The sequence below is a fragment of the Longinema margulisiae genome (genome assembly GCF_025266855.1).
Taxonomy (GTDB): Bacteria; Spirochaetota; Brevinematia; order Brevinematales; family Thermospiraceae; genus Thermospira.
In genome coordinates, this window is record NZ_CP053071.1 from 2,380,958 (window position 1) to 2,403,532 (window position 22,575).

Below are 22,575 nucleotides of genomic sequence, written 5' to 3' on the forward strand. Positions count from 1 at the left end.
ATACTACACCAAAAGAAGGCGGGGAATGTGGATTTTGAGGACTTTTACAACACCAACAAAGACCTCTTTTATCGCTGGGCTTACAGCTACCTTCACGACAGAGAAAATGCCCGGGATATCGTCCAGGAGGCAAGTATGATAGTCGCACGCCACTGGCCACGGGTAAGCAGAATGGAAAATGCCGTAGGGTATATGCTTCGCATTATCGGCAACTTAGCCAAAAAACAACAAAGAAAACCGCAAGCGGTTTTTTTAGATGACGACGGCTGGAATACTTTGACTGAAGAAAACGACATGGAAAGTCGCATAGACAACGAAAAACAAGAAGCCTGGCTTTATGAGGCCCTGAATACCCTGAAAAGGGTAGAAAAAGAAGTCATTCTCCTTCGAGATGTGGAAGAAATGGATTTTGCTACCATTGCCAAGAACCTGAAGCTTAATCTCTCCACCACCAAGTCTCACTACCGCCGGGCAAAACTCAAACTCTTGAAACTATGGGAGGAAACCTATGGACAAAAAAACATGTAAGAAAGTGATGGATTTCATCGATGAATTTCCTCAAACTCCTTATCCAGAGTGGCTGAAGGAACATTTGACATACTGTCCTCAGTGTGGCCAGTATGCTAAACTCTCACACCAACTCCAGAACCTGAGCTTGCGCAACCACACCATGCCAGAAACCATACTTCCCTACGTCTCTGCTCCCCACATTCATCCGTGGCGATGGGTTGCCGGCATAGCCGCCAGTCTCACCCTCATCACCGGTCTCTGGATAGGTCTTGCCCTCTCTTCTTCACGAGACACATTGAATATAGCCCAACAAACAAGCGATATCACCACCGAAGACACCCAGCTTATGGACGATTATACCGAAATTGCCCTCTTATGGTAAAAAGACACAAGGAAGGACATATATGAAAGAAAAAATCATTCTCCTTTTTCTCCTCCCCTGGATAGGATACGCCCAGATGCAACCCCCTCGAGACGTCAGAGGTCCCATGAGGCAAAGGATGATGAACGAACCAGAGGCTCAAATATCCCTCACCGAAGTCATGCTTTTTCAGTATTTACAGGTAAACGAGATCCAGCAAACCTACATGCAAAAGGTCCGACAGATTACTCTTCTCACCCGCTCAAAGGGCAATTCTCTCCGCAAGCAGTTAGCCACTTATGAAAAGAAGTTTCTGGATCTTACAAGCCAGAACTCCCTTTCTCCACAGCAACAGGAGGAGATGATTCAACTTCTGGAAGAAATCACGCACATTAACCGGGAGCTTTTTGCCCTTCAGCGTGAAGCCATGAAAGAGATCGAAGCCCTGAATCTCGAGAGAGAAAAGAAAATCCTCTCTCTCACCACGAGCTGGCTTAAAAAGGCCAAAAAAGATCCGGGAGAACTGATGAACTTTGTCCGATTTGTTCAGACAAAGAAGCCCTTTCTTCCTCCCCCACCACCTAACGATAATGAGTAAACCCCGTGATCTCTCCCTCTGAAATCGAATAGGCCTCACGACAATACTCACGAAACCTCACATCATGGGTGGCCACAAGGATAGTAAGCCCCAGCTGGTTAAGGTTCTGGAAAATATTGTAGATTTCCTGAGCAGATTTTTCATCCAGATTAGCCGTTGGTTCATCGGCAACAAGAATCTCAGGACTATGAATAAGTGCCCGGGCAATACTGGCTTTTTTCCTCTCCCCGCCACTGAGTTGATAAGGATAGAGATGCACAAGATGATCAATACGAAGTTTCTCACACAGCGTACGAAAATAGGCTTGCTTCGAGCGAACAGAAATACCATTGATAAGAAGGGGGAGAAGAATATTATCTCCAACCGTCAGATCATCCACAAACTGAGACTCCTGAAACACAATCCCAAAATAACGCCGTCGAAGAGCTGAAATCTCCCTATCCGAAGCATGAGAAAGACACACCTTATTCCAGAACACATCCCCTTCGGTAGGACGAAGAAGACCCAAAGCGGTGTGAAGAAGGGTCGTTTTTCCACTTCCCGATGGACCAACCAAACTGATATAGTCTCCCTCGTTGATATCTAAATTCACCCGTTTGAGAGAAAGAAGCATTTTCTCCTGTGTCACTTTATACCGTTTGGTAATATTAATAAGACGAATCTGCATCAGATCTCCTTGAGATATCGTTCCTGTTTAGAAACAATCACAAGAGTGGTAAACGGTACCACCACAAGAATACACGCCAATCCTACAAGAACAGCCATCCAAAAAGCCCCCCATCCAGAAGGAGAAGGTCCCCATTTCTGAACTATGGCCACTCCTTTTATCCCTATACCCACAGCCACTCCCAAAATATATGGCACAAGTATTTCCAGAAGCATATTGGCGACTAAAAAAAGATGAGATGCGCCTAAAGAACGCAAGAGAACCACCGTGGAACGACTCTCAAGATGCGCTTTGAGATTGATGATAATCACTTCTATACCCAAAAACAACAAGAGTAGCAACCACCACTTTTCCCCTGATGGCATCTCACTCAACCAGAAGAGCATCCCGCCATTCACAAGAACAAGGAGCACTCTCCATAGCCACATCTTGCGAAAACGCCGAAAGGCCAACCATACAAGATTTGCCCAGAATATCAGAAACGACTGTTCTTTCACCTTATTCCTCCTGCCACAAAAACTGGGAGTACGCCTTCTTGATATTTTTCAGTATCTCCAGTTTCTGAGCAGGGTCAAACTTTTTTATAAACAGCATACGAGCATACCTATCGAAAGCCTTCACCTGAGCCAACACCCTCTTGTATTCATCATGGATCTCCTCATCAACCACAAGAATGAGACCTATCTTTTTATCATTATACGTCGTGAGAAGTTTTCCTGACTCATTGATCGTATATACATCCCCTTCAGGATAGAAGTCCGGAGCAAGGGAAACTCCAAGTTTTTTACTCTCCACAAGAAGACTCACCACCTCAGTGAATTGCATGAACTTCTGTGGATACTTTGGATCCTTGGAATCAAGCAGAGAAAAAACAATAATCCCCGTTTCATCAATACGATAGTTAATAACCGCATTTCGACTCAGTTTGGATTTGATGGTGTTCCAATCCTTATAGGAAAGTTCAGTTCCATAAGGCAAAACCGTTTCCATCGCCCCCTGTGAATTTTTCTGGTAAAACTCATCAAGCACTATCACATGACGCTTCCTTTTGGCCATGGCATTGGCGCCATCCACCTGTTCAAGAAGCCTATCCATTTCAATGAGACTCTTCTGCCCTAAAGGAAGACGGTACTTCTCAGGAAAATTCGCCGCAAGTTTCGCAAAAAGACGATCAGTATAGACTACCTCAATCTCTTTCACCTGAGAATCGACAAATAAATCATACTGAGAGGGATCAAAGCGCATACCAGCTGAGAGTTGAAGTACCTGGGCTCCATGACGTAAGTACACATCCTTCAGCAAAACAAGCGGCACTTCTTCCGTTCCATACTTCTCACAGATGCGCATCGCTTCTTCAATAGTAATCCTCATGAACCTCTCCCTCTTTTCTTTGTATATGGTAAAGCCAAAAGAAAAAAAAGTCAATATGAGGGAAATTCTTGTCTCGCAACTCAAGAAAGATACCAAAATACCCTTTGGCTATCACCTTGTTTCAGCAAAACACCCTCCTCTAGATGAAATAAGGTCATGAGACCTTTGCACATTCGTGCAAAGGTCTCAAAAAAGTAATAAAGAAACAAAAATTAGTATCAAAATGTTCCTTGCCGTAATAAATAAACCGATTTTTTTGAATAAAAAAGACAAACCAGCCCTTGTGAACAGAAAAATCGGGGTTTCAGGGGCGCAGCCCCTGACCCAAACAGGGGAAGAAAACACCCATGCAAGGGTCTCGTCATAGCTTTCTTTTTCCTTATTCTTTCGTGATAATCTTAATCTCCACACGACGATTCTTCGCCCTGCCTTCCGCTGTGGTATTGCTGGCCACAGGTTTTGTATCCCCATACCCGATATAAGAGATACGATCCTGACTCACCCCACGCTGCAGAAGATAATCAGCAATGGCTTTTGCCCGAAGTTCAGAGAGTTTTTGGTTATAGGTAGGATTCCCTACAGAATCAGTATGACCGGAAACCACAATATCGAGTTTGGGATACTTCTTGAGCACCTCAGCTAACTGATCCAGACCCTTTTCAAATTCCTTTCGAATGGTGGCTTTATCAAACTCAAAAAGGATATTCCCTAAATTCACAATAATCCCATCCACATCTTCACGGAGAGAAAGGGCCTCATTGGTTTTGACCGCCTGTTGAAGATCAGCCACAAGGTTGGTTTTCACCCCTTCCTCCTGAAGTACATCGACAAGCCCTTCTGATGTTCCTACAAAACTCTGGCTTTCCCCATTGGCCAAAGTGATCATAAAATTATACTCTTCTACGTAATACCGAATCCCCTGACTTTGTCTATCCCAGTATAGTTTGATGGTAGTCATTCCCGTATATGAGCGTATATACCTATCAGAAGGATAATAACGCACCTGATACATCACCTGAAAAACCGGATACGACACATTCTCCACCTTTTCCTCTCCAAGGTAAATATACTTCGCCTCAAAAGGAACCCGATAAAGCCGACCCTCTACGAGTTCCTGAGCTTCTTCCCCGGGGGCTGTCCACGTCATACCAGGGACAAGATTCGTAGCCGGAAAAGTAGGTACTCCCCTTACCACGGGCATAACCACATCGGCGGGCACTATCATTCTTCCATAGGTATCTCGCTGAAAACGGCTATCATAGATATTCTTGAGCTGGAAAGCCTCATAACGATCCACATCCTTCAGATAATACTCATATTTTCCACGACAATAAGCCCATACCCCATCGTTACTCAAAACCTCAATCACTGCCTTGTGAAGTTGTTCAAGATTCGCCGCAACCTTATCATTCACATATACCGTTTGTTTCACAAAATTTTTGAAACGATACTTTGTTCCTACTGTCTGATTGAAACGAAACTCTTCAGCAAAAAAAAGCATCGGAAGAAAAATGCCTACGACTATCCATCTCTTCATCGTTTTCTCCTTTCATTTACAATATCGGCAAAAAAATCTCTTCTCATAACCTGCCAAACTTCTCTGAAGAAAAACTTTTCTCACTTATGAAACTCTCTTCTAAAAAATAAAAAAGGGACTATCACAGGATAGCCCCTTTTTACTCACACGACAAGTTATTGGTGAGACTTGATATAATTCACAGCATCACCAACCGTCTTAATCTTGGCTGCCTCTTCATCAGGAATATCAATGCCAAACTCTTCTTCAAGGGCCATAACAAGATCCACAGTATCAAGAGAGTCTGCACCGAGATCCTCAACAAAAGAAGCCTCCATCTTCACGGCGGATTCATCAACGCCGAGCTTATCGACGATGATTTCCTTCACCTTGTCAAAAACATCAGCCATAACTACCTCCACTTTCTATGTCTATATTGAGATATTCCTGTACCTATCACCATGATTTATGCCATTATTTTAGCGAAACGAAAAGTCTTTGTCAAGTTTTTTTTCAACTTAAAATTTTTTTCGTTTTACATTCATACAGACGGTTATCTTCACACAAAAACTGAATACCCGTTTAACCTTCTTTTTTCTTTCAGTTTGGGGCTCTTTTTGTTGCCCATCTTCCTTATTTTCACGAAGTGCTCCCGCGCGGAGCAAAAGGGACGCTGTCCTCGTCGCATGCTACGCATGCGCCTCGGACGGATAGTGCGCCGCTTTTGCGGACAAGCAAGGGACTTTTTCTTTTCAGGGGAAGTCCTTCCTCCGTGGGCGACATTGCCTCGTCCTCGGAACTTCGGCAACCACAACTCGTCTTACTGAACCTTGCCCCCAACTTTATAAACTTTACAAACTTTCAACTTTCAACTGATACGCACCCTCACTTCGGAAGGACTTCCCCCTTTCGGCAAAAGACACACGACCGCAAAAGTGGCCCGGTGGATACTGAGCGAAGTCGAAGTGGGGTACAGAAAAAAAGGGTGATGAAAGAGCAAGCTATTCTCTTACCAGCCCGCGTGGCTTGTTTTCTCATAGGGGCTTTTTAGATATGGCACCGCGGTAGGGGCTATGGCGATATTTCAGCAAGAAAGAAACTTTCCGAGACACCAGGGCCCAGGGCTATGACCTTGTTTCAGCAAAGAACAATGGTTTAACTGAAACAGGGTAATACCCCTATCTTATCGTTATATTTTTTCAAGCACGACTCTTTTTTCAATAGGTACCAGAACAGAAAGCTTTTGAGTTATTTCCCTTCACAGGAAATGTGAAAATAGCTAGTCAGTTTCATATGTGGAACGACAACATGTGGAACGTCCCCCTTCTTCAAAAACCTTTTCTTTTTGACATTTTCCTCTCTTTCTCCTACAATAAAACCATCAGGTGGCGAAAGCCTCAAAAAGGAAGTCCGGTGAAAATCCGGCGCAGCCCCCGCTACTGTAAGGCAGACGAAATCCACAGATGCCACTGGGAAACCGGGAAGGCGTGGAGAGTAGGATGAAGCCAAGCCAGGAGACTTGCCTGAAAATCCACGAACGGAGGGTTCGACTATGGTCTCTCTTTCTCCTTAAACTTTTCCCTTTTTTCTTCTCTTCCAGGTTTTTCGCTGGTGTTGTCTTTTGTATTCTCTTCAAAAAGGAGGATTGTATGCGTATTACCGTTGTAGGTTTTCCCAGAATTGGACGAAATCGAGAATGGAAAAAAGCCCTTGAAGAATACTGGGCTAAACATATCTCCCAGGAAGAATTTTTCACTCAGGCTTACGCCCTTCAAAAACAACATCTCGCCATGATGTCTTCTCTGGACGAAATTCCCCTTGATTTTGCCCTGTATGATCATATGCTTGAAACCTGTTTTCTCCTCGGGGTTATTCCTGAGAGTGTCTCTTCCCTCCCTCTCTCATCTCTTGATAAGTATTTTGCTTTAGCACGAGGGTTTCAATCAGATACCATGGATATCAAGGCCTGGCCTATGAAAAAATGGTTTTTCACCAATTACCACTATGTGGTTCCCAAGCTCACTCCGGAGATCTGCTGGAAACCTGATCTTTCCTTTCTCTCCCAGAAAATACAATTGGCTTCCGAAGAAAAGAGGCCTACCAGAATCACTCTCGTAGGACCTTACACCTTCTACAAACTCAGCCGAAGAGAAAACCTTTCTGAAACACTTCTCAGAGAAAGACTTCTTGCCGCTTACCAGAAACTCCTTGACTCCTATGCTACTCTTCTCTGGCAATTAGACGAACCCGCCTTAGTTATGGATATGAATGCCCATGAAAAAGAAGTCTTTTCTTTTTTCTACCAGCAACTTGCTCCCTCCTATGGGAAATCTCTCCATCTTCAAACCTACTTTGGCGACATTCGAGATATCTACCAAGAGGTTATCTCTCTCCCTATTCATAGCATAGGCTTGGATTTTGTCGATGGAAAGCAAAACCTCTCCCTCCTTGAACAGTATGGCTTCCCAGCGGACAAAATTCTGTATGCCGGTATTCTTTCAGGTCGAAACATCTGGAAGTCTGATATGACCACTCTTTCCCGCCTTTTGAACTCTCTTTGTCGCTACACGAAACCCGAAAATATCATGGTTTCTACCTCCTGCTCTCTTCTCCATGTGCCCTATACTCTTGAAGGAGAAACCCTCCCCACCACTGGAGGAAACCATTTCTCCTTTGCCCTTGAAAAAATAGAAGAACTCAAACAAATCGCCTCTCAATACAATACTCAAAGCCCTTCTGAGTATCTCCAGACTCATGCTTCGTCTCCATCTTCTTCTCTAAGTCCTGAACTTCAAAAGGCGATAGAAAGTCTCGGTGATAACGCTTTCAATCGTCGTCTCCCAGTTGAAGAGAGACTTCCTCTCCAAAAGCAACTTCTCAAACTTCCGCTTTTTCCAACGACAACCATTGGATCTTTCCCTCAAACCAGAGAACTCAGAAAAATCCGAAAAGCCTACCAGGAAGGCAATTTATCGCACAAGGAGTACGAAGAACACCTCCGCCACATGATTCGGGAGTGTATAACCAGACAGGAAGAAATAGGCTTAGATGTTCTCGTTCATGGGGAATATGAACGAAACGACATGGTAGAATATTTTGCTCATTTTCTGAGTGGTTTCTGGACCACAAAAAATGGATGGGTACAATCCTATGGCTCCAGAGCAACAAAACCACCGATTATTTATGGAAATATCAAGCGACTCAAAGCCATGACGGTTCCCTGGATAACGTATGCCCAATCCCTCACAAAAAAACCCATGAAAGCCATTTTGACCGGACCTATTACTATCATCAACTGGTCTTTTTGTCGCGAAGATATCTCTCTTCGTGAAATTGCGTATCAGATAGCGTTAGCTTTGAGAGAAGAGATCGATGAACTCCAGAAGGAGAGCATTCCTATCATTCAAGTCGATGAAGCCGCTCTGAGAGAAAAACTCCCTCTCAGAAAAAAAGACTGGAAGGAATATTTGGAGATAGCCACTTCTGCCTTCAGGCTTGCCACAAGTGGCATAAAACCAGAAGTACAACTCCATACCCACATGTGCTACAGTGAGTTTTCAGAAATCGCTGACGCCATTGAAGCTATGGATGCTGATGTTTTGACCATTGAAGCCTCACGCTCTGACCTTGATGTCATTGAATCACTTCGTACCTATAGCCAGAAAAGAGACATTGGGCCAGGGGTGTACGACATTCACTCACCCCGTATCCCTTCAGAAGAAGAAATATCGACTACTATCCAGAAACTCCTTACCGTTATACCTGCCGAACACCTCTGGATAAACCCAGACTGTGGGCTCAAGACCCGTCAGGAACACGAAGCCTATGAAAGTCTTTCCCATATGGTGAAGGCAGCACAAAAACTTCGCTCTACCCTACCCTAACTCCTCAGAGGGGAGGGGAATTTCCCCTCCCCCGAACATAACGCTCTCGAATAATCCTTTCGATTTCCAAAACCTTTTGTTTCCGCTTCTCAAGAGAAAGCGCTTCCTCTCCTATAGAGAAGGACTCCCCAACCAGAATCCTACGTGAAGAAGGACAAATAGCCACAGGAATCACACGAAGGGGTTTTCCTGTTTTCTCCCAGTACAAAGCAGCTAATTTCAAAAAACCATGTCTCAAAGGAGCAACTCCCTCCTTCGTTGGCTGAGAAGCCTCTTCAGCAAATACCACCACCTTTCCCCCTCCAAGAAGTACCTTGAGACTCCTTTCCATAGTGAGTGTTATCAAACGACTTTTTCTATAGACAGGAATGCACCCTAAAAATCTCAAAAAAGGAACCACGATCAAAGCAAGACACAAGGAAACCGCTTTGCCTATACTCCCCTTGAGGTGCATCTCCTTTTTGACAAAATCTTCAAATAGGTAGAGAGGGGCTTTTCTGAGCGTAAGCATTTCCGAAACAATCCAGGGAAAAAGCCTTTCAGGCCAGAAAGAGAGAAGCCACACAGGGCCAATAGATCCCACATGATTGGAAACAACAAGAGCAGGCTCTCCCAACAAAAGCCCTTTTTCCTCAATTTTCACTTCTGGAAGAAAAAAACGAAAAAGATGCTGGAATAATCTCCACATAAAAACATCCCTTTTTCCTATCGACAAAAATACCAAAATCTCAAGCATCTTTATTATGAGACCTTTGCACACCCGTCCAAGGGTCTCATTATTTCTTTTATTCCTGTTAATTTGCTAAATTTTCCCATTCTATTTCAGTTTATTCTCTTTTTTTCCGTATATATTGTGAGAAGGCTTCAGGAGGCGCATAATGAAAAAAACTTTCATGGAAAAGATGTTTTTCCTCTTCATAACCACTTTTTTGACCGGATGTGATTTAATCTTGGGTCCCCTTGCTTCTTTAAGCCTGGAAGCGGCTATGAACGGCAAATGGGAGAAAATTGATGTAGGCGAATGGAGAGGCACTATATACACGATAAACACAACGATGGTTCATGGGATCCAGGTCTATGCCCTCAAAACAGATCCATCACCACAATTCATTGTATATTATCTTTACCAAAACACCTACGATTATCCTCGTTATCTCAACATTCACAATCAAAATCAGGTGGACACTATTGATGAATATTTATCAGGTTCAGGTGCCATAGTTCCTACTCCACGTCTTTTTGTTGACAAGAACCAGGAAAAAATCCTGTTTTGTGCCATCGCTCCTTCTGATAAATGGACAGTAACCTTCTACGATCTTTCTAAATATTCTTATCCCGCAGGAGAAGAAGTACAAAAAATATGCTCTCTAGGCGACATTCTTCTCTATACTTCTCCCACCAGAGTACAAGGATTAAAACTCAACGGATCTCCCGCCTTTGGTATTCTCGTAAGTAAAATTCCTTCTCTTGCCTCAATTGACAATCCTGAAGTCAAAGAAAAATTAGGAGTTATGCTTCTCACCAACGAAAACACGATGACTCTTCAATTTTTGGTAACGTTTTTTTCAGGAGACCTGCAGTGGGAAGATGAGGAAAAGCAAAAAAAAGTTCCTCCCTGGCCGATAATAGGACACAAGGAGGAACCCATGCGTAAAGAATTCACCTTCACTTTGACTATCGACTACCCTGACACAAAACTTGAGACGTTAGTGGTGGTTTTTCTCCAGGCCATCAAAGGAGTGTTTGAGTCATTTGTTCATCAGATTTCTGTAGAAGTGGCAGAAAAAGAAATAAAAGAAGGTCGTATCACCTGTACATGCGGAGAAAAACATCACTTCATATGGAAAACAAAGCATGGAAAAAACACTGTTTTTGTTCTGATGCCCTTTGGAAAGATCACTCTTCCTCAGCTCCAAATTCAATGCAAAAAGTGTGGAAGAAAACTTTTTCTCACAAGATCTCTTCTTGGTGTAGAAAAGCGAAAAAGGCAAATCCTGAAAGATATCTACAGAGTGGCTTTAGCCGGGGCTCTTACCACCTATCGAGTGGCCGCTCGTATTCTTTCCTTCACAGGGTATAAAATAGGTCTTAGCACCCTCTGGAAAAACCTTCAAAATATTGGGAGAAAGATACATTTCAGTATCTCAGAAAAAGAAAAACCCTGTGGAGAAGCCGATGGGACGGGTATTCCTGTTCAGGGCAAGAAAAAAGGAGAAGAAGCTAAAATTCTTTTGCAGGAGAGGCAACAAGCCTCCCCATTGACAGGAAAAAATACAAGAATAGCAGGCCTTCTTGTGGATAATTACCATGCAGGTTGGGACAAACTTCTTAAGCCCATTCAAGAAAAACACTCTTTTTCTCGGTTTTTTCTTGTTGTCGATGGAGATACAGGGATTAACCAGGGCAAACATCCCGGTATCGTTTTTCAACGATGTTTGTGGCATGTAAGTTATCAATTGAAGTATTTTCTTCGTCTTGATAGAGTGAGATATCGTTCTTCTGAGTGGACAAATATTGTCGCTGAAACAGGGAAAGCCTGTTTCTTGGGGTACAAAAATGACTGGCAAACAAGACTTGGTTATCAAAGCGAGCGCAGACAGCATATTCAGAATCTTCTTGACTTATTTCACGAAAAAGGGCGCAAACATTGTTTTTATTATCTTCTTCGTGCTCAAAAAGACATGTTCGCCTGTGACAGTGAAGATGGTTTGCCAGGAACAACCTCAAGGGCAGAACGGGTGATGCGAACCATAAACCAGAGAATGGATGTAGGGGTATGGAAAAGAGAAGGGGCAACCAATGTTCTTGCTGTGCGTTTGCATTACTACTATAATCGTGATGAGGCTATCGATGGTGTCTACTGGCAGGATGTGATATAAAACATAGGGATGGTACGTACTTATTGCCCTGTTTTATGGCCTAAAAAGGGTACTTTCCCCAGAAAAAACTTGTTTATCTAAAATGTTCCCTGTATACTACAGTTGACAAAAATCTTTTGAGCCAGGGGTAACTTCTTTATCCTTTTCTCTCTCTTTCAGGTCTCCTGTTGGAAACGTAATCCAATTTTTTAGCCAGAATGGTGCCATTCTCCCCGAGAAGAATTTAACTCTCCCTACCAACGGAAATGGGGTATTTGTCCGTGGCGTAGGCATAGGAGAATCTCTCTTTCTCTTAGCTCAGGCTCCAACGGGTCTCCGTATTAACCTATGGCACATGACCAATAACCAGTGGAAATCGGTAGATTCATTTCCGATCATGTCACTTGCCGAAATTCAGTCCCTCGCCGATATCATAGTCGTCGGAAGCCAGGCTCTCTTTGTAGCCACTGCAGCAGGAGAAAAAACCATAGAAATCCATGCCTATACCTATACCCACAATTCTCTCAAAAAGATCTGTGTCCAAACTCTTTCTACTTCAGATCCTATTGAAGGACTTGATTTCTTCTATGATAAGGTAAGAGAAGCTCTGCTACTTGGGGTACTCCAGAACATCGGAGATGGCTTCAAAGTTTCCTATTTCAAACTCCCCATCTGAGAGAAAACAAAAAGCCCCTCTCATGAGAGAGGGGCTTGTCTCTTTAATCGCCAGCTTCAGAAACGGCAACATCAGGGATAGGGAAGTTTTTGAGAATATACTCCTGAGCCACAGCCACAGATTTCCCGAGCTCAAACTTATAGCCTAACTCTTTCAAAGCAAGCTCCATAGCCTGGAGTTCCACAAGAATATCCGACTTGTCCACATAGCCAAGATGCCCAAGGCGGAAGATTTTGCCTTTCATGGTTCCTTGACCACCGGCGATGGTTACCCCATATTTGTCCCGCATATAAGCAGGAATCTTCGCTCCATCAATCCCATCGGGTACCCGAATAGCCGTTACAGAATCAGAAGGCCTCACATTGGGCACATCAGCAAAGAGTTTCAGTCCAATAGCCTGTACCGCTTGACGGAAAGTCTCAGCGACAAGGTAATGACGCTTGATGACATTGTCAATCCCTTCTTCCAGCATCATCTTGAGAGCCACATTCAGTCCCATAAAAAGACTGATAGCCGGTGTCCAGGCTGTGGTTTTCTTCTCGAGGTTTTTCTTTTCCTTGGCAAGATCAAAGTAGAAACGGGGCAGTTTCGCCTCTTTCATGAGATTTTCAGCCTTGGCAGAATAGGCCACAAAAGCAAGTCCGGGAGGAATCATAAACGACTTCTGAGCCCCGGCAATAGCCACATCAATACCCCAATTGTCCATCTCAAACTCCATGGCTCCAATAGCCGTAATACCATCCACAACCATAATCGCCGGCGTTTCTCTCACCACAGCGGCAATCCCCTTGACATCAAAGGCGACGGCGGTTGAAGTCTCACTGTACTCAGTATACACCCCTTTTGCCTGAGGATACTGCTTCAAAGCCTCACGTACCTGCTCTGGTTTGATATCCTTGCCGTACTCATTCTTGAGTTCAACCACATTGAGTCCATACGCTCGACCAATCTCGGCAAACCGTTCACCGAACTTTCCAGCAGAAAGCACAATAATCGTATCACCAGGGGACATAAAATTCGTAATGGAAGCCTCCATCCCACCAGTACCAGACGATGTCAGTGTCAAGACGGGAGAGGATGTCTTGAAAACCTTTTTGAGCATCTCTGAGTTTTCAGCCACTACCTCAGAAAATTGGGGGGTTCTGTGGTGCATCAAAGGGCGTGCCATCTCCACCAGCACTTCACTGGGAACAGCCGTTGGCCCGGGTGCACACAGAAAACGCTTCATCATAGCCTTTCCTCCTTGTATGTATCTTTCCCTCTTCTCAAAGGGAGATATAGTATGAAGCAAAAGACGATTTTTCGCAACTATTTTCTTTTTTGTCTTTTTCAAAAGAAACATTACCAACTATAATGTGAAAATAGCTATTCAGTTTCCTATGTGGAACGACAAATCATTTCCATTGAGTTGCGAGAACATATTTTTCAAAACTTGAAAAATATTTTTTCTTTCCCTAAAATAATCAAGTTTTAGCGTAGGCTAAACAAATTTTATACAAAGGAGTGTCTATGAAGGACATTATCCACCGCCTCCACCTCCCCAAAGAAATCGGGGACATTCTTCAGGATTGCCCGGGTATCACCACCTTCAACACTCGCCAGGAGCTTATTGAGCTTTCCCTTGGCTTTCCCGGGAACAACCTTTATGAAGTGAAATATACCCTTGATAATACAACCCCAACAGAAACTACAGAAGCCACCGTGATTCGCTGCAAAAATGGGATTGTTGTGAACTATCCAGATCCATACATGCGCCGACGGGACCCAAACAGCATGGTTATTGGCGACGAAGAAGAAACTGACAAACCAACTTTCCAGGAAAAGTACGGTCGTCCCTTTGACGAAGTGCGAAAAGCGACTTTTGAATGGCTTTCGAAACAAGAGCTTCTTATTATGCCCTTCGTGAGCGGGGATGAATCTCTGGACTATTACTCCCTTCTGATTGCCCCCAAAAATGCCGCCTTCTTTGCTTTGATGTTAGGGGATATTCAGGGATTTATTCCTTTTGATTCTCTCCCCAAAGACTTCAAACCCCTTGCTATTGTGTATGTGGCTCCAACCTTCCGTCATACCCATTTTGATGGCAAACAGATTGTTGTGCACAATCGTCTCAACCATATCCACGAAGTTTTCTCTTATAACCTCTATCCCGGCCCAAGCGCCAAAAAAGGAGTATATAGTGTTCTCCTTGATATCGGAGAAAAAGAAGGCTGGCTTTCCGTCCATGCCTCCTCTGTCAAGGTGATTACTCCCTATGATAATGAACTTGTCATGCTTCATGAAGGCGCCTCGGGCGGTGGAAAGAGTGAACTTCATCAACAGATTCGCCGAGAAAAAGACAACAAGATTGTCCTTGCTACCCACCTTCGTACCCAGGATAAAATTTACTTAGAACTCAATGAATCCTGTGATCTGATGCCCATTACAGACGATATTACCCTTGTTCATCCCAAGTTTCAGAAAAACCACAAGAAAATGGTGATCAAAGATGCTGAACAGGGATGGTTTGTGCGAGTCGACAATATTCCTCATTACGGTACAGATCCTCACCTTGAAAGTATCTGTACCCAACCAGCTGAACCTTTAGTTTTCCTCAATATTGATGCCGTTCCCAACTCTACAGCCCTGATCTGGGAACATATTGAAGACGCCCCGGGTAAAAAATGTCCCAATCCCCGTGTAATTCTTCCAAAGCGACTTATTCCCGATGTTATTGATCAGGCTGTGGCTGTTGACGTGCGTTCCTTTGGGGTACGCACTCCTCCTTGTTTCGATGATGCTCCCTCCTACGGTATTATTGGTATTGCCCATGTGCTTCCTCCAGCTCTTGCCTGGCTGTGGAGACTTGTAAGCCCGCGTGGACATGCCAATCCCAGCATCACCAGTAATACAGCTGCTCTCTCCAGTGAAGGGGTAGGCTCATTCTGGCCATTTGCTACAGGGAAAATGGTCCGTCATGCCAACCTTCTCTTAGAGCAGTTCCAGGATTTTACGGATACCCTGTATCTTTTGATCCCCAACCAGCATATTGGAGCTTACAAAGTTGGTTTTATGCCGGAATGGGTGGTGAGAGAATATCTTGCAAAACGTGGAAGCGCCAGAATCAAACCATCGCAACTTGTACCCGCTCGATGTTCACTCCTCGGTTATGCCCTTGAGTACATGAAATTTGAAGGTATCTATATTCCCAAGAGTCTTCTCCAGGTCAATCTTCAATCCGACGTTGGTGACGAAGCCTATGACAAGGGAGCTGAAATGCTTCAGGCATTCTTCAAAGAAGAGCTCAAGCAGTTCCTTACCCGCGATCTCTCCTCTACAGGGAGACGTATCATTGAATGTTGTCTCGACAATGGTTCTGTTCAGGACTATGAAGAGATTCTCCACTAAAGCCTCTTTCTCCGCCCATCAAACCGATGGGCGGAATTTTTTTAAGGATAGAGACCTTTGCACGAATGTGCGAAGGTCTCAAAAAAGTAATAAAAAAGCAAAAAATAGTATAAAAATATTTCTTTCCATAATCAATAATTCTACTTTTTTGAATAGAAAAGACAAATAAGCCCTTGTAAACAGAAAAAACGGGGTTTCAGGGGCGTAGCCCCTGACCCAGAAAGGGCAAGAAAGCACCCGTGCAAGAGTCTCAATATTTGCTTTTTTTCTCTCTTTCCCCTATAATAAAAGTATATGAGTTCTCAAGAAGATAAGTCCTCTTTATCCCGCAAACAAAAACTCTCAGCTTCGCTACGCGCTTCGATTATTGATGGCTGTTTTTATACGATGATGGTGGGCTTTGGAGAGTCTTTTTTTGGAGCTTATGTGGTGGCTCTCAAGGCAAGCCATTTTGTGATTGGATTGGTTGGATCTCTCCCCCAGGCTATGGGATCTTTAGCCCAACTCCTCAGTATTCAGATGGTCAGGCTCTTCCGAAGCCGCAAAAAAATGGTTACCACCCTTGTTTTCATCCAGGCTTTTCTCTATTTTCCCATCATGATGGGAATGATGTTACCCTCCCCTCTTGGCATCATCTTGATTGTTCTCAGTATTACCCTCTACTTTACCCTTGGTATGGTGGTTGTTCCCGCCTGGATTGACTGGATGGGATTTCTTGTACCCTCTCCTCTCCGTGGACGATACTATGGCCTCAGAAATAGCATTACGGGCTTCTTTTCACTTTTTTCTTTTCTTGCTGCAGGGCTTTTTCTTCAACTTATGGACAAAAACCATCTCCTCTGGTGGGGATATGGGATTCTCTTTTTGCTTGCTTTTATCTCAAGGATTTTTTCTTTCTACTTCCTTTTGCAGGTACAAGAAGTCAACGTTCCTCCGCCCGGCCCTCTCCTCTCAGAAACAAAGGTCGGACTCGCTTTACGAAAACTCCCCAAAACCCCATTCTTCCCTTTTTTAATGCAAAGTGTCCTGATGAACATGGCCGTCTATCTTTCCGGACCCTATTTTACCCCCTATATGCTCGAAGAACTCCATTTCTCCTACTGGACCTTTACCTATGTTTTAGCTATCCCCATGCTTGTCAAAGCCCTTGCCATGCCTATTTGGGGAAAAATCTGCGATATCTACGGAAACCGCAACGTCCTTGCCTTTTCTGGCACCTTTTTGGGCACTCTCCCCATTCTCTGGACAGTCTCTCCAGATGTGAGCTTTATTGTCTTTGTCCAGGTACTCTCTGGCTTCCTCTGGGCCGCCTATGATCTGAGTTCTTTCAACACCCTCTATGACCTAACCTCAGAAAAATCCCGAATGAAATACAGTATCGTCCTGAATAGTGTCAATGCCCTTGCTTACCTTGCTGGAGCCCTGATGGGAGATAGGATTATTTCTCTCGCCCAATCATTTTCTCTTTCCATCTCCCCCTACTATCTTGTCTTTCTCACCAGTGGTTTTCTTCGTTTTGCCGTTGCTTTCTTCTGGATCCCCAAAATCCCCCCTGTGCCAGGAAAACACCAGGTTCGTTTCCGTACCCTTCTCTGGACGTTTTCCGTACTCTCTGTTCGTGGTTTCTCCTGGAATTTTCTCCAGGCAAAGAAAAAGCCAACAAAAAAAGCCTGATGGGGCTTCCAGACTCCCATCAGGCTCTTTCTTTTCGAAAATGTTTTCACACACTTGCCCGGGCAAGGGAAAGGGGAACAAACTCAGAAGATTCCGTGGTAAAGTACTGGATAATATCCACCATAGAGATAAATGGCTTTTCCCGGTAATGAGCAAACACCCCACGGACCCTCTGCAGATCTTCATAGGTATCCACAGTCACCCTGATCTCAGGGGCATAATAAAGCCCTGTTGACACCGGTTCAAGAATAGTAAAGGAATCTCTATTCTTGTAGAGAAAAGGAGTGACATGCTCCTTCTCATAATCCGTCTTGGCATTCTTGTAGGCTGCTTCTAAAGCACTCCTGGAAATCACCTCCACCCCAGTTCCCAGCGGTATCCCCAAATAATGGGTGAGATCAGCCATACTCTCTAAATGATATTCAATAGCCATATCCATAAATTCAGGAGACACAAGCGGGTTATCCCCCGTCGCCCGAACCACCACATCACTATCAAAGAACGTCATGGCCATATAATAACGTTCCAGAACATTGGGCTTACTCCCGATGAAAAACTGTACCTCTGGATAAGGCTTCAGTACCTCGGCTATGGCAGGATACGAATCAGAGGTCGTCGCCACAATAATACGTCTCGCATAATGAGAGAGACGAAGCCTTTCGACAATATGGGCAATAAGTGGCTTTCCTTCAATAAGGGCCAATACCTTCCTTGGTAGTCTCTCCGAATCCAAACGGGCCTGCAAAATGATATCAATCTTACGCATAGTCTTCCTCCTATGCTTTCTCATTATTTATTATCGAAAAAATTGCAAGATCCTCAATAGGAAAGACCCCTAATTCTTGACGAATTCTTTTTCTTGAAGTGAGATAACCCCAGATCTTTCCGATAACACCCCATTTCAGGGTCAAAAGAGACCGTATCAACAGGGAAAAAAGAACCGTATTCTGTTTTCTCACCGCTGATCTGTGGGTGATATTTCGATAGTGAAAAAGAAGGTACTCCCCATCTTTTTCAGAAAAAGCCATTTCCGTTTGAGAGACGGTATCAAGGATCACTTTCCATTGACGCACCTGGATAACCCAGAACCCATTTTTCCATACCCGCCAGCCAAACTCAGCAAGGGTATAAAGGGGATTGTCATACTCGATGATACCCAGTTCCCTTGAGAGAAACATTTCCTTATTGACAATAAAGCAAAAGTGAACAGGATACAGGACAGGAATCGCATTCTGAGGTTTATCCCAGCTTACCGTTTCTAAAAAACCATTTCGAAGAACAGGTTTCACCTGAGAGGGTATGACCTCTCCCTTCTCAGAAAAACAGTGAGGCACCATCACCCCATACTGAGGATCCTCAAAATAGAGCGAAAAAATCTCCATCGGAAGGGTTTCCAGAGAAACCCTATCATCAAGAAACATGACATTTTGAGAAAAACTCTCCTGACACCCTATCCGAATAACCTGGGGAAAGGAAAGCGTATTCTCCGGAAAAATCACTCGAAGCACAGGAAATCTATCCATGAGATTTTCATACTGGTAGGCATCCTTTTCCTCGGCAATGAGGATGAGTTCAATATCCTCTCTCCCCTGAAGAAGTTGATAAAGACTATTGAGTGTGGCTACAGGATTTGCCAAAGGCTTCAAATACAAAACCAAAGAGAGTTGTTTAGGCATTCGAAGAAAAGCCCTTTCTCTATTACTGACCTCCGTGTAGATAGGTATCACCTTGCTCTCCTTTTGAGGATATCTTTTTATTGTATCGGAAGAAAAGAAAAACATTTGAATAAAAACCGATTCGACGGTGATGTCTTTCCTCTCGGGAAAATAATTTCCACAGCGTCGTTACCGATCTCTTTCCTCATCACTAGCGAAAAGAATACCTTCTTCTTTCTTGAAAAAACCCAAAAATTGCTTTTTCCTCCTTTTCCCTTTATACTATTTCTTCAGGAGGGATTCATGGCAAAGGCAATTCTTCTCTTGGAAAATGGCGAATACTTTCTTGGCAAGTCGTTAGGAAGCGAAGGAGAAACCATGGGAGAGGTGGTTTTCAACACCTCAATGACAGGATATCAGGAAATCCTTACCGACCCATCCTATCGTGGACAGATCGTCACAATGACCTATCCTGAAATTGGCAATTATGGTATCAACCGCTTCGCTGTGGAATCAGACAAAATCCAGGCGTGTGGTTTTGTGGTGAGACAGGCCTCAAAAATTGCCTCCAACTGGTCAAGTGAAATGACCCTGCAGGAATATTTAGCCAAACACAACATCGTGGCTATTGAAGGCATAGACACCAGAAAACTCACCCGGATTCTCCGGATAAAAGGCTCCATGAATGGTATTATTTCTACCATTGACTTTGATAGAGAAAGTCTCAAGAAAAAACTTTCAAAGCTTCCATCAATGGAAGGCCTTGATCTTGTTCCAGGAGTTACTATTGATACTCCTCGCCAGTATCGACCATTTGTGAGTGGTCGTCCCCACGTTGTGGCTATCCATGCCGGCATCAAAGAAAACATCCTTCGCCTTCTCTCAGAGAGAGAGATCAATATCACCCTGGTGCCAGCGACTTTCAGTGCAAAACAGATCCTCGAACTCAAGCCAGATGGTGTCTTTATCTCGAATGGCCCTGGAGATCCAGCAGCCGTCACCTATATCATTCAAACAATCCAAGAACTCATGGGAAAGCTTCCTATGTTTGGTATCTGTCTTGGCCATCAAATGCTTGGGCTTGCCCTTGGGGCAAAGACCTACAAACTGAAATTTGGTCATCATGGTGGTAACCAGCCAGTCAAAAACCTTCTCACCGGTCGTGTGGAAATCTCTGCTCAAAATCATGGCTTCTCGATTGTCGAAAATACCCTTCCCCCGGATGTAGAAGTAACTCATATCAATCTCAATGACAATACCATTGAGGGTATCCGTCACAAAAAGTACCCGGTTTTCTCTGTGCAGTATCACCCCGAGGCTTCTCCTGGTCCTCATGATTCTCACTACCTTTTTGATGATTTTGTGCGTCTTTTGAGGCGCTAATGTCCCTCTCTCAACAACCCCTCTCACGCAGGATGATGCCAACTTCTCTTGAGGATTTTGTGGGGCAAACTCATCTTCTTGGTCCAGAAGGCCCTATCAGGGCTATGATTAACAATGGCCGTCTCCACTCCATGATTTTCTATGGTCCTCCTGCCTGTGGAAAAACAAGTCTGGCAGAGTTGTTAGCCAGACATTTTCACTACCGTTATGCCCGGACTCACGCGGCCACCATTTCCAACGAAGAGATAAAAAAGGTATTGGACGAAGCAAAAAGCTTTCTCTCCTCAAGCCCCACCCTTGTTTTTGTTGACGAAATCCATCGTCTTACCAGACCAAAACAGGATCTTTTTCTTGCCAGCATGGAAGAAGGGGATATCATCCTCATTGGTGCCACCACAGAAAATCCTTACTTCGTGCTTCAACCAGCTATGCGTTCTCGTCTCTTTATTTATGAATTCAAACCCCATACCAGAGAAGAACTGAAAACTATTCTGTATCGAGCGTTTGAAAAAGATGATTTTCTCAAAAAAAGCGAAGTTAAACTCGCCCCGGATGCTGAAGATTACCTCCTCTCCGTATCCAGTGATGCTCGTGTGATGCTCAATATGCTCGAAATGGCTGTGCTCACCCTTCCCCTCCAGGTCAATCCTCTCATAAGCAAAGACCATCTCATGAGTCTTGCCAAAAAACCCGATACAGCTTATAGCGAAGACATGCATTATGATGTGATTTCCGCTTTTATCAAATCTGTGAGGGGAAGCGATCCTGACGCCGCTCTCTATTACCTCGCCTGGATGATTGAATCGGGAGAAGATCCCCTCTTCATCGCTCGCCGTCTTGTGATTCTCGCCGCCGAAGATATTGGTCTCGCCTATCCAGAAGCTCTGCCTCATGCCGTTGCCTGCTACGAAGCCGTGAATAACATCGGAATGCCTGAGGCTCGCATTATTCTTGCTGAAACCACTGTCCTTTTGTCCTGCGTTCCCAAGAGCAATTCCGCCTATAGAGCCATTGACAAAGCCCTTGAGCATATCAAGACCCACAAACCTGAAGGAGTACCCTCCCACCTGAGAGAATCCCATTTTTCGGGAGCCCAAGCCTTAGGAAGGGGAATAGGATACAAGTATCCCCACGACTATCCCAAACACTATGTCAAACAATCCTACACTCTCAAGCCTGTTCATTTCTATGAACCGGGCAATCTTGGTTTTGAACAAAAACTCAAAACCTGGATAGAAAACCTCACAAAATCCACGGAGGAAAAATGAGCACCTTTATCTTCCTTGGAACCGGAACCTCCAATGGTGTGCCCGTTATTGGATGCAACTGTGAAGTCTGTACCTCACCGGACCCACGGGACAAACGGCTCAGGTGTAGCGGCTACTACATCACAGACAATGGAACCCGGATTCTCATTGACATAGGCCCTGATTTTCGACAACAGGCCCTTTCTCATCATATCACCCATATTGATGCTATCCTCATTACCCATTCCCACTATGATCATATTGGGGGACTTGATGAGGTGAGGCAAATCAACTTCCTGATGAAAAAAGCGATTGATGTTTATGGAACAGAAGAAGCCATAAAGGACATACGAAACCGTTTCGGCTATATTTTCAATCCCACCCAGATTGGAGGAGGTATCCCTCAGATCACCCTTCATCAGATTGGTGGCTTGCCTTTCTCTGTGGGAACTACGAAAATTACCCCTCTTCCCATTCTGCACGGTATTCTTCCCATCGTTGGGTACCGAATAGAAAACTTCGCCTACATCACCGATGCAAGTTCCGTACCCTCTGAGACCATCGATCTCATTCGGGGCATTGATACCCTCGTTATCAATGCCCTCAGGTACAAACCCCATGCCACCCATTTCAACCTTGAACAGGCCCTTGCGTTCATCCAGGAGGTAAAACCAAAACGCTCTTACCTCATTCACATGACCGATGCCTTTCTCCACGAAAGGGTTTCAAAGGAACTCCCCCCTGGTGTTTTTCTTGCCTATGATGGACTTACCCTGAAGTGGTAGTCC

General features: G+C 44.2%; 20 protein-coding genes and 1 riboswitch. Of the genes, 11 read left to right on the forward strand and 9 right to left on the reverse strand.

Features of this window, described 5'->3' with window-relative positions; all coding sequences use genetic code 11:
- Window positions 1-27: 27 nt before the first annotated feature.
- The 3 genes from BREVNS_RS10640 to BREVNS_RS10650 are packed head-to-tail and all read left to right on the forward strand — an operon-like array spanning window position 28 to window position 1,469.
- Window positions 28-528 carry an RNA polymerase sigma factor gene (locus BREVNS_RS10640; protein ID WP_483426984.1) on the forward strand — a complete coding sequence of 167 codons (501 nt, stop codon included), beginning with the start codon at window positions 28-30 and terminating at the stop codon, window positions 526-528.
- Window positions 509-892, forward strand: coding sequence for an anti-sigma factor (locus tag BREVNS_RS10645; RefSeq protein WP_483426985.1), 384 nt, complete (start codon window positions 509-511; stop codon window positions 890-892). The genes BREVNS_RS10640 and BREVNS_RS10645 overlap by 20 nt, the downstream gene beginning before the upstream one ends.
- 22 nt (window positions 893-914) lie before the next feature.
- Window positions 915-1,469 carry a hypothetical protein gene (locus tag BREVNS_RS10650; protein ID WP_483426986.1) on the forward strand — a complete coding sequence of 185 codons (555 nt, stop codon included), beginning with the start codon at window positions 915-917 and terminating at the stop codon, window positions 1,467-1,469.
- On the opposite strand, the gene BREVNS_RS10655 is transcribed toward BREVNS_RS10650, so the two are convergent.
- The 5 genes from BREVNS_RS10655 to acpP form a co-directional block, all read right to left on the reverse strand.
- Window positions 1,453-2,136, reverse strand: coding sequence for an ABC transporter ATP-binding protein (locus tag BREVNS_RS10655; protein WP_483426987.1), 684 nt, complete (start codon window positions 2,134-2,136; stop codon window positions 1,453-1,455). The genes BREVNS_RS10650 and BREVNS_RS10655 overlap by 17 nt on opposite strands.
- On the reverse strand, window positions 2,136-2,633 hold the full coding sequence (locus tag BREVNS_RS10660; protein ID WP_483426988.1) for a hypothetical protein: 498 nt from the start codon (window positions 2,631-2,633) through the stop codon (window positions 2,136-2,138). The genes BREVNS_RS10655 and BREVNS_RS10660 overlap by 1 nt, the downstream gene beginning before the upstream one ends.
- 1 nt (window position 2,634) lies before the next feature.
- Entirely contained in the window at window positions 2,635-3,507 is an 873-nt protein-coding gene (locus tag BREVNS_RS10665; protein ID WP_483426989.1) for a hypothetical protein, read from the reverse strand.
- A 379-nt stretch (window positions 3,508-3,886) separates the two neighbouring features.
- Window positions 3,887-5,044, reverse strand: a complete 1,158-nt coding sequence (locus tag BREVNS_RS10670; RefSeq protein ID WP_483426990.1) for an OmpA family protein — start codon at window positions 5,042-5,044, stop codon at window positions 3,887-3,889.
- A 155-nt stretch (window positions 5,045-5,199) separates the two neighbouring features.
- The gene (gene acpP / locus BREVNS_RS10675) at window positions 5,200-5,433 is read right to left on the reverse strand and encodes an acyl carrier protein (protein ID WP_483426991.1); all 234 of its coding nucleotides are present in this window, start codon (window positions 5,431-5,433) and stop codon (window positions 5,200-5,202) included.
- A gap of 956 nt (window positions 5,434-6,389) precedes the next feature.
- Window positions 6,390-6,564: riboswitch (cobalamin riboswitch) on the forward strand.
- A gap of 108 nt (window positions 6,565-6,672) precedes the next feature.
- Between acpP and metE the strand changes: the two genes are divergently transcribed.
- Window positions 6,673-8,907, forward strand: coding sequence for a 5-methyltetrahydropteroyltriglutamate--homocysteine S-methyltransferase (metE, locus tag BREVNS_RS10680; protein WP_483426992.1), 2,235 nt, complete (start codon window positions 6,673-6,675; stop codon window positions 8,905-8,907).
- Between the two features lie 4 nt (window positions 8,908-8,911).
- Here metE and BREVNS_RS10685 read toward each other — a convergent pair whose 3' ends face one another.
- Window positions 8,912-9,595 carry a hypothetical protein gene (locus BREVNS_RS10685; protein ID WP_483426993.1) on the reverse strand — a complete coding sequence of 228 codons (684 nt, stop codon included), beginning with the start codon at window positions 9,593-9,595 and terminating at the stop codon, window positions 8,912-8,914.
- Between the two features lie 190 nt (window positions 9,596-9,785).
- On the opposite strand from BREVNS_RS10685, the gene BREVNS_RS10690 reads away from it, so the two are divergent.
- Window positions 9,786-11,786, forward strand: coding sequence for a hypothetical protein (locus BREVNS_RS10690; RefSeq protein WP_483426994.1), 2,001 nt, complete (start codon window positions 9,786-9,788; stop codon window positions 11,784-11,786).
- Between the two features lie 376 nt (window positions 11,787-12,162).
- The gene (locus BREVNS_RS10695) at window positions 12,163-12,441 is read left to right on the forward strand and encodes a hypothetical protein (RefSeq protein ID WP_483426995.1); all 279 of its coding nucleotides are present in this window, start codon (window positions 12,163-12,165) and stop codon (window positions 12,439-12,441) included.
- 43 nt (window positions 12,442-12,484) lie between these two features.
- Here BREVNS_RS10695 and BREVNS_RS10700 read toward each other — a convergent pair whose 3' ends face one another.
- Window positions 12,485-13,672 carry a pyridoxal-phosphate-dependent aminotransferase family protein gene (locus tag BREVNS_RS10700; RefSeq protein ID WP_483426996.1) on the reverse strand — a complete coding sequence of 396 codons (1,188 nt, stop codon included), beginning with the start codon at window positions 13,670-13,672 and terminating at the stop codon, window positions 12,485-12,487.
- 278 nt (window positions 13,673-13,950) lie between these two features.
- On the opposite strand from BREVNS_RS10700, the gene BREVNS_RS10705 reads away from it, so the two are divergent.
- Both BREVNS_RS10705 and BREVNS_RS10710 read left to right on the forward strand, forming a co-directional pair.
- A complete protein-coding gene (locus tag BREVNS_RS10705) occupies window positions 13,951-15,828 on the forward strand; it encodes a DUF4914 family protein (RefSeq protein WP_483426997.1) in 1,878 nt (625 codons plus the stop codon).
- A gap of 294 nt (window positions 15,829-16,122) precedes the next feature.
- Window positions 16,123-17,502, forward strand: coding sequence for an MFS transporter (locus BREVNS_RS10710; RefSeq protein WP_483426998.1), 1,380 nt, complete (start codon window positions 16,123-16,125; stop codon window positions 17,500-17,502).
- Window positions 17,503-17,548: 46 nt separating this feature from the next.
- Here BREVNS_RS10710 and BREVNS_RS10715 read toward each other — a convergent pair whose 3' ends face one another.
- Entirely contained in the window at window positions 17,549-18,268 is a 720-nt protein-coding gene (locus BREVNS_RS10715) for a cytidylyltransferase domain-containing protein (protein WP_483426999.1), read from the reverse strand.
- Window positions 18,269-18,278: 10 nt separating this feature from the next.
- Window positions 18,279-19,229: a hypothetical protein gene (locus tag BREVNS_RS10720; RefSeq protein ID WP_483427000.1), complete on the reverse strand. Its 951-nt coding sequence runs from the start codon at window positions 19,227-19,229 to the stop codon at window positions 18,279-18,281.
- Window positions 19,230-19,460: 231 nt separating this feature from the next.
- Here BREVNS_RS10720 and carA point away from each other — a divergent pair, with 231 nt between their 5' ends.
- The 3 genes from carA to BREVNS_RS10735 are packed head-to-tail and all read left to right on the forward strand — an operon-like array spanning window position 19,461 to window position 22,572.
- The gene (gene carA, locus BREVNS_RS10725; RefSeq protein WP_483427001.1) at window positions 19,461-20,540 is read left to right on the forward strand and encodes a glutamine-hydrolyzing carbamoyl-phosphate synthase small subunit; all 1,080 of its coding nucleotides are present in this window, start codon (window positions 19,461-19,463) and stop codon (window positions 20,538-20,540) included.
- Window positions 20,541-20,575: 35 nt separating this feature from the next.
- Window positions 20,576-21,808 (forward strand): replication-associated recombination protein A, encoded by a 1,233-nt coding sequence (locus BREVNS_RS10730; RefSeq protein WP_483427002.1) that lies wholly within the window; start codon window positions 20,576-20,578, stop codon window positions 21,806-21,808.
- On the forward strand, window positions 21,805-22,572 hold the full coding sequence (locus tag BREVNS_RS10735; RefSeq protein ID WP_483427003.1) for an MBL fold metallo-hydrolase: 768 nt from the start codon (window positions 21,805-21,807) through the stop codon (window positions 22,570-22,572). The genes BREVNS_RS10730 and BREVNS_RS10735 overlap by 4 nt, the downstream gene beginning before the upstream one ends.
- Window positions 22,573-22,575 lie beyond the last annotated feature (3 nt).